The sequence below is a fragment of the Myxococcales bacterium genome (assembly GCA_012513515.1).
Lineage (GTDB): Bacteria > UBA10199 > UBA10199 > 2-02-FULL-44-16 > JAAZCA01 > JAAZCA01.
The window spans coordinates 1-12,378 of the sequence record JAAZCA010000025.1 but is presented as its reverse complement, the minus strand read 5'-3'; the positions used below and the strand labels follow the sequence as shown (position 1 = coordinate 12,378).

Annotated in this window: 12 protein-coding genes; 4 read left to right on the top strand and 8 right to left on the bottom strand. The window is 47.1% G+C overall.

All coding sequences use genetic code 11. From position 1 onward, the window contains the following. Nucleotides 1-174: 174 nt before the first annotated feature. Nucleotides 175-1,053 carry a phosphoribosylaminoimidazolesuccinocarboxamide synthase gene (locus tag GX659_05280; protein ID NLD28200.1) on the top strand — a complete coding sequence of 293 codons (879 nt, stop codon included), beginning with the start codon at nucleotides 175-177 and terminating at the stop codon, nucleotides 1,051-1,053. Between the two features lie 25 nt (nucleotides 1,054-1,078). Here GX659_05280 and GX659_05275 read toward each other — a convergent pair whose 3' ends face one another. The 4 genes from GX659_05275 to GX659_05260 all read right to left on the bottom strand — a co-directional run bounded on the left by GX659_05275 (nucleotide 1,079) and on the right by GX659_05260 (nucleotide 4,914). Continuing rightward, entirely contained in the window at nucleotides 1,079-1,612 is a 534-nt protein-coding gene (locus tag GX659_05275; GenBank protein NLD28199.1) for a thermonuclease family protein, read from the bottom strand. 8 nt (nucleotides 1,613-1,620) lie between these two features. Then, nucleotides 1,621-3,450 (bottom strand): sodium/solute symporter, encoded by a 1,830-nt coding sequence (locus GX659_05270; protein ID NLD28198.1) that lies wholly within the window; start codon nucleotides 3,448-3,450, stop codon nucleotides 1,621-1,623. 16 nt (nucleotides 3,451-3,466) lie between these two features. Then, on the bottom strand, nucleotides 3,467-3,682 hold the full coding sequence (locus GX659_05265; protein NLD28197.1) for a hypothetical protein: 216 nt from the start codon (nucleotides 3,680-3,682) through the stop codon (nucleotides 3,467-3,469). Between the two features lie 62 nt (nucleotides 3,683-3,744). After that, on the bottom strand, nucleotides 3,745-4,914 hold the full coding sequence (locus tag GX659_05260) for a DUF362 domain-containing protein (protein ID NLD28196.1): 1,170 nt from the start codon (nucleotides 4,912-4,914) through the stop codon (nucleotides 3,745-3,747). 37 nt (nucleotides 4,915-4,951) lie between these two features. Here GX659_05260 and GX659_05255 point away from each other — a divergent pair, with 37 nt between their 5' ends. After that, a complete protein-coding gene (locus GX659_05255; GenBank protein NLD28195.1) occupies nucleotides 4,952-5,770 on the top strand; it encodes an arylamine N-acetyltransferase in 819 nt (272 codons plus the stop codon). Continuing rightward, nucleotides 5,767-6,282 (top strand): DUF4416 family protein, encoded by a 516-nt coding sequence (locus tag GX659_05250; GenBank protein ID NLD28194.1) that lies wholly within the window; start codon nucleotides 5,767-5,769, stop codon nucleotides 6,280-6,282. Before GX659_05255 ends, GX659_05250 begins: the two co-directional genes overlap by 4 nt. On the opposite strand, the gene GX659_05245 is transcribed toward GX659_05250, so the two are convergent. From GX659_05245 to GX659_05235, 3 genes are all read right to left on the bottom strand, one after another. Continuing rightward, on the bottom strand, nucleotides 6,272-8,671 hold the full coding sequence (locus GX659_05245) for a hypothetical protein (protein ID NLD28193.1): 2,400 nt from the start codon (nucleotides 8,669-8,671) through the stop codon (nucleotides 6,272-6,274). The genes GX659_05250 and GX659_05245 overlap by 11 nt on opposite strands. Before the next feature lie 501 nt (nucleotides 8,672-9,172). Next, nucleotides 9,173-9,589: a hypothetical protein gene (locus tag GX659_05240; protein NLD28192.1), complete on the bottom strand. Its 417-nt coding sequence runs from the start codon at nucleotides 9,587-9,589 to the stop codon at nucleotides 9,173-9,175. Next, entirely contained in the window at nucleotides 9,586-9,813 is a 228-nt protein-coding gene (locus tag GX659_05235; GenBank protein NLD28191.1) for a hypothetical protein, read from the bottom strand. Before GX659_05235 ends, GX659_05240 begins: the two co-directional genes overlap by 4 nt. Before the next feature lie 89 nt (nucleotides 9,814-9,902). Here GX659_05235 and GX659_05230 point away from each other — a divergent pair, with 89 nt between their 5' ends. Beyond that, complete coding sequence (locus tag GX659_05230) at nucleotides 9,903-10,226, top strand: PilZ domain-containing protein (GenBank protein ID NLD28190.1); 324 nt, start codon at nucleotides 9,903-9,905, stop codon at nucleotides 10,224-10,226. A gap of 8 nt (nucleotides 10,227-10,234) precedes the next feature. Here GX659_05230 and pepF read toward each other — a convergent pair whose 3' ends face one another. Beyond that, nucleotides 10,235-12,145: an oligoendopeptidase F gene (gene pepF, locus GX659_05225; protein ID NLD28189.1), complete on the bottom strand. Its 1,911-nt coding sequence runs from the start codon at nucleotides 12,143-12,145 to the stop codon at nucleotides 10,235-10,237. Nucleotides 12,146-12,378 lie beyond the last annotated feature (233 nt).

The following is a 12,378-nucleotide window of genomic DNA, read 5'->3' as shown; positions in this document are numbered from 1 at the left end:
TAGAATCTAGAAGTGAGAAGCGAGATTTCTACAGGCGAGGTTTTTCTAGCTTCTAGCCTCTCGCTTCTAGCTTCTGTTTTTCCCAGTCACGGTCGTTGCGGGGATGACAAGCGCATAGTTTTTAGAGGAGCCATGAATTTGCTGATTTTTCAGAGGTTACTTAAGGTGATTTGAATGACAAGACAACTTTCAGAAACGAATATTCCGGGATTGAAGCTGAAGGCCCGCGGTAAGGTGAGGGATATTTACGATCTCGGCGATGAACTTCTGATTGTCACCACTGACAGAATATCCGCCTTCGATGTGGTTATACCGACTCCTATTCCCGGCAAGGGAGAAGTGCTGACCCAGATGGCGAAGTTCTGGTTCAAGCGCACCGAAAACATTATTCCAAATCATATCAGTAAGAACCCTCTCGGCAATTATGTTGCAGATTCCGAACTTTGCAAATCGATCGAATCCCGTTCGATGGTGGTTAAAAAGGCCGTGCCGCTTCCAGTGGAGGCGATCGTTCGCGGATATCTCTCTGGCAGCGGTCTTAAAGAATATCAAAATAGCCAGACCGTTTGTGGCATAAAACTTCCGGCCGGTTTGATAGACTCCTCAAAGCTCCCTGAAACGATATTCACCCCGTCGACAAAGGCTGACGTGGGGCTTCATGATGAAAATATTTCATTCGAGAAGATGGCAGACTTGGTTGGAAAAAATATTGCGGAAAAGGTGAGGGATATATCGATAAGAGTTTATGATGATTCCGTGAAGTATGCGATGAAGCGGGGAATCATCATAGCGGATACCAAGTTCGAATTTGGAATTCTGGATGACGAACTCATCATAATAGATGAAATGCTGACCCCTGATTCATCCAGGTTCTGGCCCGCGGCATCTTATAGAGCAGGTATATCCCAGCCTTCCTTCGATAAACAGTTCGTCAGGGATTGGCTGACAAATTCCGGATGGGATAAAAAACCGCCTGCGCCTGAACTTCCGGCGGATGTAGTTGCAAAGACGGCTGAAAAATACAGGGAGGCCTTGAAGCTCTTGACGAAATAGGCTTTTAAAAGACTATTTTCTATTCTTATCGAGATTTTTCTTGCTTCGTCTGATTTTTCTTTCGCCATTTTGACGGGTTTTCGAATTTTGGCTCAGGGGAGGCTGCAGCGGCCTCGAGTATCTGTACCGCAAATTCCGGCATGTGAGTATCGCCATGCTGGTTTATCGTCTCCATGCCAAGCCCCGCTTTTATCAGCTTTACCGAAAGGAGTTCTCCGTCGAGTATCGCGTGTGCGAGCCTTCTGCCGTATTTGTCCTTCATCTCTCCAATCAAAATAATACGTTTGGCTTTTTTTAACGCCCGCTTTGTAAAATTCGCCGCCCTCTTTCCATACGGCTGATCTTTTTTTATTCCATGATCTTCATGTTTGGTCTCGGGGGTGTCGACTCCCAGAATTCTGAACTGTTCTCCGGCGCAGGAAAACGAATCTCCGTCATCGAATTCGATATCGGATATTTTACACTCCCTGATGTTCAAAGGGCTCTTGTAGGCCTCGGACGAGGCGGATGCGAATAATATTGCTGTCAATAAAAACAGGGCGAGGTGGGTAGGCTTCAATTTACCCCCTACATTATCAGTTCGACTTTATGCCTTCTCTGAGGTCTGAGGCCTCCCTCGTCTATCAGATCCTGACTGATCATTATTTCATTTGGGTCGCCATCGTGCGGTTCCATAGCATTTGCATGAACCGATCTGAGCCCGCCCAACCAGCCACGCGAATCGCAGACGTATAGGAGATCGCCAGCAGCGGAGCTAAGTCTCGACATAGCGCCCCTGTGGAGTTTTAAAACTCTTTCGCCAGGCACTATTTTTAAAACTCCGTACGCAGGCTTCCATCTCGATTCATTTATTTTTCCGCCTTTGAAGAGTTCCTTGGCCTTCGATATCGTTCCTACAACCAGCCCTTCTATTTCAGAGGATTCTCTGGGTTTTGTGAAGAATGTTACGATGATTCCTATGACTACGGATGCGAACATGCCGAATGCGGCGCGCATGTATTGATATCCGCCTGTCGGATCCGTTCCGTGTGAAAACGGTGCGATGATCTGGGGATACCATATTGAAATCGTTACGGCGATCGAGCCGCCGAGCAGGGACCAAAATGCAGCCGCAGGCGTGAATCTCTTCCAGAATGCACCAAGGAATATGGCGGTTGCCATCGGCGGGGTGACGGTCGCTATAAAGGTTGCGTGGGCGAGATAGATGGATTTAAATGACGCGAATACAGGAACCAGTATTATTCCCGTCAGGCCTGCGATAAGGGACACGATTCTCGCTGTAGTCAGATAATGATGATCGCTCTTTTTCTTCATCAGATACGGGCGGTACAGGTCATTGACGAAGACCACGGATATCGCATTTATAAGCGTATCTATCGTCGACATCAGCGCAGCAACAAGAGCTGCCATGATCAGACCGAAAAGACCAGGGACGCAGACCTTGTCCGCAACGGTGACGAATATCTTGTTTGCCTCCGCGTCGGCGGGCAGGATTCCTGCGCCCACGAAGGCCTTTCCTAGCCATCCCGCATTTGCCGCCGCGATTGCAGCCAGCGGCATAAGTACGAACAACACGACAATCAGGGTTTTCTTTCCCTCGCGGACGCTCTTGAGCGATAGGAATCTCAGTATGAAACCCTGATTCATGAAGTACACTGCGATGTTGTTCGCCATCCCATCCTGCCAGAATACACCAACGAAGTTAAAATCGTGAGGCTTGTTGAAATGAGCGAAGGGGAGCCTCCAGGCTTCCGGCAACAGCGACCAGAACTGTTCCCATCCTCCGAGGGCCACTATTCCCAGCGCAAAAAGCACTAAGCCGGCCCCCGAAAGCAGTATTCCCTGAAGAAGGTCGGTCATTATAACGGCTGCCTGTCCTCCCGCGGCGACATACAATGTGCAGACGACGGCAACAACTACCGCCGACCAAAAGATGTCCGTACCTACCATCGCGTTTAATGCGACGCCCATGGTATAGAGGTTTATTCCAACGTAACCTACCATGTAGATCATCAGCACGAGCAGCGCCATCAGTCTGGTCTTAGTGTCGAACCTTCTTTCAAAGTATTCCGGAACAGATGCCACGTTTGAGAAATATATTATCGGGAACCAGGTGAAGAGGAATAGCCCGAGTATCGGCCAATCGTTGAGATAGGCCATTGAGGATGACAAACCATAACTGTAACCCGCAGCTGAATATTTGATAAAGCTGTATGAACCTACGGTAGATGCTACGCAAGAGAAGGCCACTAACCACCACGAGAACCTGTGGTTGCCGTAGAAAAAATCCTTCGTTGATTTGGTGAATTTTGCGAAGATCGATCCGAAGCCGAATATAGCCACAAAATAAAAAATTATTATGGTGTAATCCAGTTTCGTACCCACGATTGTGTTCATGATCATTGTAGGGACCTCAGACGCCTTTGATGGCATAGAATTGCCAGGCTAGATAAAAGAGAAAGAAAAGGGCGGTGCCCCCTAAAATGGCAGCTATAGTAAGCTGGTCATCCCTGTTTGAGAGCTTCACGTCTTTCTTGATTATTGGGATAACTATCCCGGCGAGAAGGACGATCCCTCCGACGATGAACTGATAAAGAAAACTGTCCCAGTTGTGAGCCATTGATATCATGGTCCGGATTGCTATCAGCATGGGAGGGTCAAGTCAATATTGCGAATTGATCCAACGCAATTTTAATTTTCGTCGCACTTCGATTTTCCGGCCCCCTTGGTGAGCCCATGATACCATCTGCCCAGCCTGATCAGAAGGCTCTCCTTCAGGTCGATGGCTGCATGTGGACACACCTCATGACAGCACATGCACTGTATGCACTCTTTTTCATCTATGTCCGGCTTCTTTGCGCCAGAGGGGATTTTAATAGCTTCGACCGGACATGCCCTGACACAAAACATACATATTTTACACTTTTCATCGGATATCTCCGGCTGACTGGAGAGGTTGGACCAAATCAGATGTTCAAGTAGTTTGAAAAACCTGAACCTGAATATTTTTCTCTTGAATGTAGCTGGGCGCCTGAACTCTATCCTTCGTATTTCTTCCATATCATCGCCGACTATTTCGCACGAAGAATCAGGTTTCCACAACCCCAGTTTGAACGCTTCTTGAAGTGTAGGCACTTCTAGCGGATCTATGCCGACAAGCCTTGAACATCGTTCATCTAGAAGATGCATATTCGTCGAAGCCGCTATAAGCGAAAGGTTCAGCAGGCGTCCGCTCGAGGGACCGTTTTCATCCATCGCCGTTATTCCGTCTATGATAGTCAAAGCAGGTTTTACTGCATTGGCTATTCTTACGATCAGATTTGCGAACTCTCCATGTCTGAAATGTTTTTTATGAAGCCGCGCTTTTTGAACTCCGCAGACACATCCGAACAGATTTTTTACGGCAAGAGTCATCATGGTGAGACTATGAGTTTTAAATTTGGGAAGATTGATGACGAAGTCGGCATCAAAGATGGCTTTGGATATATTGAGAGTTCCAACCTTTGTGCTTCCGCATGATTCGAAATGAATTTCGCGAGCGCCGCTTTTTTTGCAGGCCTCGCGCAGCCCGGATCTCTCCCAGCAGGTATCTATATCGAATATTCCATTGGGGCTGTCTCCGATGCTTACAATCGCTCCTGCTTCACGGAAAACTATAGCTGCGGCGCATACGAAATCCGGATTGGTTGTGATCCCTCGTTCCGGCGGATAAGCTCCGAGCAGATTTGGTTTTAGCAACACCTTTTTCCCGGCGACATCGGCTAGGTTGAAACCGCATAATTTCACGGATCTCCTTAGGGATTCTATAAGGCCCGGGAGGTCATAGTCGGAATTTCTGACGAACGATACGATATCCACCATAGTTGCATGATCATTTATTTTCGGATAGGCGTCAATTATGCATTATGCCGATGTTGTAAGGGATTTTCTAAAGCTTACCGGTGCAAGGGGGGTTCGTCCCGACCTTGAGGGGCTCAAGTTTCTGGCGAGATTATTTCACAGGATGCCTTATGAAAACCTTACGAAAATAGCCAGATTTGCAGAGGTTTCCGACCCGGAATTGCGGCCCAGGATGCCGGATATAGTTCTTGCCGAACATATGGAATATGGGGCCGGAGGAACGTGTTTTTCTCTCACCTATTTTTTCGATCAGATTCTGACCGGCTTGGGATATGAAACTATACGAGTCTTTTGCGACAGGTCGTATGGCCCTGATACCCATTGTGCATTGATAGTATCGCTAGGCTCTGATCGCTACCTAGTTGATCCAGGCTATCTTATGGAAGCCCCTGTAAGGGTTCCAAAGACAGGTTACGCGTCTCAAAGCGGCCGTTCGGGGAAAATATTTCTTGAGCGACTGGGTGAAACAAGCCAGCTTTTACTCGTTACGGAGTCAGCGGAAAAGAGGCGTGTCAGATACAAACTTAAAGATGTCGCTGTAGAGGAATCCTTGTTTTTAAAAAAATGGATAGATTCATTTGAGTGGGCGATGATGCGTCACATAAGCATATCAGTTCAAACTGGTGACGGGATTATTTTTTTGAGAGACGGAGTTTTGAGGAAGAACACGGCAGATGAGAAAAAACAGGATAGGCTTTCGACGGGGATCGCACAGAGAATAGAAAAGGAGTTCGGAATCAGCCCGAGGCTCTTTGCTGATGCCTTCGATGCAGTAGTAAAGATGAAATCGAAATATAACAAGGAAAATAAAAGATGAAGCCGTCAATTAAGCCCATAGTCGGAATCATAACTTCGGAGATCGATCTTTTGGATGAAGTCCTTTCTAAGCTAGAGCGGTTTTTCGGAGCCAGAGATGTCGTTGGCCCATGGAGGGAATTCGATCACACATCTTACTATGAGAATGAGATGGGGACCGGTTTGAAAAGATGCTTCGTCTCTTTTTCAAATATTCTGCCCCCCGAGAGTTCGACTTGGTTCAAGGAGAAGGCTTCCGGAGTTGAAGCGTTCTATCTGAGCGGAGGAAGGCGCAGGGTGAATATAGACCCCGGATATATAGACGCCAACAAGGTCGTCCTCATGACTGGCAAGGATGGCGGTCATAAAATTCCAGTCGCCGAAGGCGTCTGGGCAGATTTTCTGCTGTGGTACAACAAGGGGTGGGTAGCCCACCCCTGGGCCTTTCCTGATTTTCGAGACGGGGGATACTTCAAAACATTTATGCGAATGCGCCTTGTCTTCAAAAAACAGCTCAGGGCTGTCAGCGAATAATGATCGTGGTCGGCTGCAACTGCGGCATCATCTGCAAAGGCCTGGGCTGAAGAGTTGGTGCGAAGAGCGCCGCTGTTCCCATTACGGGGTTTGCCTGCTGCATCCAAGTCGTCCCTGCCGATTTTATGGACGCTATGTATTTGGATTGTACGAAAGCGGTTTGGCTCGACCCTTGTCCGGCGACGTGACTATTCCTTCCTTCCATTACAGCCCGCATCGCAACCATTGCCGCGGTGGTATTCGTAAAATTTTGTTCATCATTGCCTTGTACTTCCTCTCCTGCCGGCGATGCTTTTGCTGAGCTCCCTCCCCCCTGTCCTCCGCTCCCCTTCTTGATGGGTGATCGCGGAAAAATCGCTGTTTCCAAGCTGAATTTATGAATGAGTGCTGTAAAGTTCTTTGGCACTAGGTTGAGTTCTTCTTTGAGAAGTGTGCTTATTCTCATTTCCTGAGTATCATCCTCGTTGACGAACGTCTGTCGCACTTCACCTTCAAGAAGCACCCATGCATCTATGATGGACTTGGCTCTAACTTTGAGCAGCTCCGGATACATCCTCAAATTTTTATCCAGCGTCGCTATATTTTCCATCGCGTCAGAGAGGCTATACGATTGATACGAGAGGTTGGGAAATACCTCCAGCTTCCACTCGTTTTCATTCGGGAGAGATTGTACCATCGCTAAATGTCCGATGCCGATGATCTTGAAGATATACTCGATAAAATACAGCGGTATTCCGGATGCTCCAATCCTTTGATGCGAAACCGCTTCAAAAGATCTCTTTATTTCATCGGGCAATTTTCTCCACGCCCTGATAAGGCTGGAAAGTCGTTTGTCCAGAACGTTGAATTGGCATTCAAGCGCCGATGGTATGTTGACTGCCAATTCTTGCCTGAGTTCGGACTTGAGATTTATGTTATTCATCCTTCTGGCTATTTTTTTCCTAAACGCCCTTACGAACTGTTGAGGCAGAATTCCGGTTTCAGGTGTATCATTGACGGTGATAAAGGATCGCTTCGCCTCGTCCGGCAGGACGTCCCATTCTGCCTTTGCAAGCATTGCTATGTATTCGCGCGTCCCGGTACCGGCGTTTTGAAAATGAGCATCATTCAAAAGCTGCCTCTTTATAGCGATGAGAGTGGGGGTGAATTCCGAAGCCATCGGCAATTCACTTCTTTCGCCATGAGGGGTCTCCATCTGCTCTGCCCACACCCTGGCTGAGGCATCAAGTATACTGATATTAGCGTCTTTTTTCAGGTAGTGACGCACGATTTTGAATAGAAAGTCGTTGGGCAGTTTTCCTTCTGTCAGTCGGTCGTCCTCTTCGGCGAATATCTGTCTCCTGCTTTCCGATTCGGTGCTCCAGTGCCTGATCGCGACAGCAGCAAGGTATTTTTTTCCGTCATCGGTTAACGCCGCGAATTTTCTTCCTTCCATGGCGTGGTGTTCGCTTCCAATCAATGCGTAGAGTTGTGCAAGAACCACGTCCGGATGCGGCTTTACATCCACCCCCTCCCTTGGCGCAGGAGCCATCTCATCCTGAATCAGACCCTCAGCGGTATCCGACTCAGGCGCCTTTAAATTCTCCGGAGGTTTTTCGCCTTTTACCCACTTAAACGATGCTGCATAATGGAGGGCCTTCCCGAGGTTTGGGAGCGATGTGCCGAAGAGATATTTTATTGCTGAGGCTAGGCTGTTTATTCCGTCACCTATGCCGCGTATTATGAATCTGGATTCGTTCAGATGTCCTTTACCCTTTTTCCCGAATCGAAATATTTTGTACAAGAGCCATATTAAAAACGATCCTGCAGAGAGTATCCCCCCTCCCTTGAATATCTCATTCCAATGAAATCCATTGCCGTCATCGTTTAGATTTAGGTTTGACGTGGCTGCCAGGAATTCATTTATTTTCTTCAGATCTTCAGCCCTGGCCGGGTTGAATTGCTCGACGCCTGCCTCGTCTTTGTCATAGAATATAGAACATCTCTTTCTTAAAGCGAGTTCGACAGCATTCGAGGTCGCCTGATTTTTATTGCCATGCGTGCCCTCGTCGGTTGCCAAAAGTTTTTCACTTAAAGAGCCCCCTGTGCTAAATAGCGTCAGCCCTTTTGAGAGTCCTTCGAATGTCGCCAGAAGGCTTATGCAGTCATTATCCCGGTTCCATTTGGTGTATTTGTCCCTGAATTGGTCGATCCCGGGGATGGACCTTTTATTTTCCGGCTGTGAGAGGGAGACCATTATGTGGCCGTTTGTTATGGTCGGCCAGTCTGCAGGATTGCTTGAACAAAATTCGCCTCCGTCGCAGGTCCCCATCCCCTCTGAGCAGCAGATCAGGTTCCTAAGTCTCGTCATGAAACCTTTTTCAACCATCAGCGTGTGATTTTCAGGCATCTGCCACCCCCTATCCCTCATTAAATACCCTTTATTTTCAATTACTTTCAAAGATAGAAAGGAATGAGTAAGATCTCCAGCGCGAGCGAAACCCATCGCTGGTGTTCAAAACTATTTGATTTGAAAGGAATTTAAAGAAGAGGCTGCTCTTTGACCCGGCGCTGGGACTTCGAACTGAAAATATAGATAATCTTGTCTTGAAATTTAGTAACATTTGAAGGCCCCGTTCTCGCTTTAAGTGGAGAAATTGAATGTCGGAACCATGCCACGCTACTTTTTAAGAGATCGCCTCCCGAGCAAATCTCATTATATGCGGATGATCTCATCAAACTCGTTGAGATCAAAGGAGAATTTTGGCGGGTAGGTAAAATTTACCCCTATGCACAAAGCGTGCAAGATGATTCGGATAATGCGGAAACTTGAGCTTAACTATTTGATAAAAAAGAAAAATAATTTTATTAGCAGGATTCTACAAAGAATCAAAATAGGTCAGTTCAATTGTTATTCGCCGGATATATCTTGCCTATAACCGTTAGAAGCTGGCGCAATTGGCATTATAGGGGGGCTTTTTTTAAGCGTAAAAATCCATCTGCCATCTTTTCCCTGCCGGCTTTCGAGTCCGAACCTGTCAGCCGCCAGTCCCCTTAGGTCTGATAAAAGGGCCTCCGGAGTTCCCAAATAACTGCCGATATACACTATATTGCCCTGAGTTTCTGAGCTGGCAGTCAGATTTTTTGCCGAAGGGGATCTTTTGAGTCCATTGATGACCGGCGATACGTCCGTATAATACCTCGTCCCTATTATCGTTATTTCGAAGGGAATGCCTTCCAGTGGATAAACCGCCTGCTCCCGCCCACCAGCGATAAATGAGGCTGTCATAACTAGAATTATAGAAAATATTCCGAGGAGTTTTTTCATGGCATCACTATGGAAAATGATTCGACGCGTTCTATCTCTATTACGGCCCTATCTTCGCCATCGGTTATAGTTATTATGCCGTGGTCCACGTCTATATCCGCTAAAACGCCGGAATAGAATATCCCGAAGGCGATTACCTCCACGTTTTTGTTGCGCGCATCGAGGAGCCCTTGTATCAGAGCATCCTCTTCAACCGAAAAATCTATGTCCACCAGCTCTGTCATGCCAAAAGCGATATATTATGGCGCCTATCCGGTCAAGCTGCCTTTTATTTACCGTTGCATGAGAGATCGCTTGTGGATATATTGCCGCTATGTCCGATAAGAGAAGACATCCTAGGTTTTCTACACAGATCCCTGCGACCATCCGCCACCTCGGAAGGCTTATTCCGGCAACGATAAAGAATATGAGCACAGGGGGGCTGTTTGTAATAGCTGAGAGCAACGACTTTTCCAGTTCATCTCCGGTCGAGGTGATGTTTAATATGAACGGGTCGGAGGGGGATCTTTCGATGATGGGAAGGGTCAGGCATCTGGAGAGAACCGATACCGATGCCAGCTTCGGAGTTCAATTCACCAGCGCGTTTAACGACGGAGTGAAGAAAGTCCTTTCATTCTGTGCCTCAAAGTCCTCCTGACGGAACTTTCAACTTTTATTCTTTTTTGCTAGGATTTTTTCTATCCTGGTGATCGTTTCGTCCATAAGATTTAAGGCGGCCTCTATCGCCTGCGGCTTCGTGAGATCGGCTCCCGCTTTTTTCAGAATTTCAATTGGCTGTGAGGTGCTTGGAGCTTCGAGCATCTCGATGTATTTTATTCTGGCGTTTTCGCCTTCTGATAGAACCTTCTGAGAGAGCGCTATTCCACTGGAAAGCCCAGTCGCGTACGAGAAGACGTAAAACTTATAATAGAAGTGAGGGATGAACGCCCACTCCACCTCATCATCTTTTCCGATCCTGAATTTGGGGCCGTAGTATTTTTTGATCAGATCCAGATAGGTTTTGTTGAACAGATCTGCGGTTATCGGGATCCCCGCCTCCGCGAATGAGTGTATTTTTCTTTCGAATTCGGCGAAGAGAGTTTGCCTGTATATCGTTGTGCGTATCTGCTCGAGCAGGTTGCCGAGTATGTAAAGTTGCATCTCGTCGTTGTCGGCGTACTTTTCGAGAAGGTATTCCGTGAGCAGGTTTTCATTGAAAGTGGAGGCTATTTCAGCCGTGAATGTCGAGTATCCGAATGTGACGAATGGCTGGACATTCATATTGAGATAGCTGTGCATAGTGTGGCCCAGTTCGTGTGTCAGCGTTGAGACGTCATCTATTTTTTCCTGGTAGTTCAATTTTATAAACGGATGAATTCCCCATGCAGAAGTTGAAAAGGCTCCGCTTTCCTTTCCCTTGTTTGGATATGCGTCGATCCATCCACTCCCTGGTTTTACGGCTTTGGCAACTACATCCGTATATTCTTTTCCGAGGGGGGCGAGCGATTCAACAACCATGTTGGCCCCTTCATCATAGGATATGCTTGCATCCGCCTTCTGGACTATTGGAGTGTAAAGATCGTAGAGGTGGATGTCTTTTATGCCGAGCATTTTCCCGCGCAGCTCAACGTAGCGATGCAACGGTTTTAGATTTTCGTTTACTGTATCGATGAGGTTGTCCATCACTTTGGCGTCTATGTCGTCAGCATCAAGATAAGCGTCGACAGCGCGGTCATATTTTCTGGCCTTGGCGAAGAAGACATCCCTTTTTACCTCCCCAGCGAGGGTGGCGGCCAGTATGTTTTCATATTTTTTCAGCGATTCCAAAAACGCTTCCACGGCGGCCTTTCGAACAACTCTGTCCTTGGAGGCTCGAAACTTGGAATAGTTGGAAAGGTTTAGTTGAACCTCTTTTCCCCCCTCGTCCTTTATCTTTGGGAATTGCAGATCCCTCATGATCGACTTGAATATCATTTCGATATCGGATGTTGGCCAGCTGGATGCGAATAGGTTGTCGCCGCTCATGGCGAGGATTTGCTCGGTCTCCTCACCGCGGATTCTGTCGGTGCGCCTCCTCAGCTCCTTTATGTAGGGGACGTATTTTTTTATTTCGCCGAAGGCTAGGTTTTTTTCCATCTCCTCGTTGCCAGCGCGCAGAATCGTTTCTTTTATGAATGAAGTTTTCGTGTTGAAAGATGTAGCCATGTCGGAAGTTTTTTGGAACATGATCTGATACTTTTCAACGTTTTTGTCTTCGGCTAGTTTCAGCTCGGCGTATAGAGATAGGCGCGACATCTGAAGCTTCGCGTCGAAAAATTCATCAAGGCACTTGGAAAGTTTTTCAGGAGAGTCGAGTTTCCCCTTGTATTTCTGCAGAGAGCCTAAGGAATTCATAACCTTTGAAAAGGCAGCATTCCAAGCTGCGTCGCTTTTAAATATAACGGATGTATCCCATTTATACTCGTCCGGGACACTTGACCTCGGGGCATTTGAGTCGGGCTGGTAACTCATGGCGATAGCCTCCTGTGAGAGTGTTGTGGCAAGGATGATGAGAATCGAAAGGAACATTTTTTTCATTGGTGCCTCCAATTTTTGAAGAGAGTAATACCGGCTTTTAGCCGGTGCAAGAGGATAGTTAGTTGTTAGTTAAAAGTAGTTTAGGAACCTCTGAAAAGCTAGAGGCAACAATAACTTCGACCATGGACGATTGACCATAGACCAAAACATCAAGAAGCTAGAACCTAGAAGTGAGAAGCAATATTTTTACAGGCGAGGTTTTTCTAGCTTCTAACCTCTCGCTTCTAGCTTCT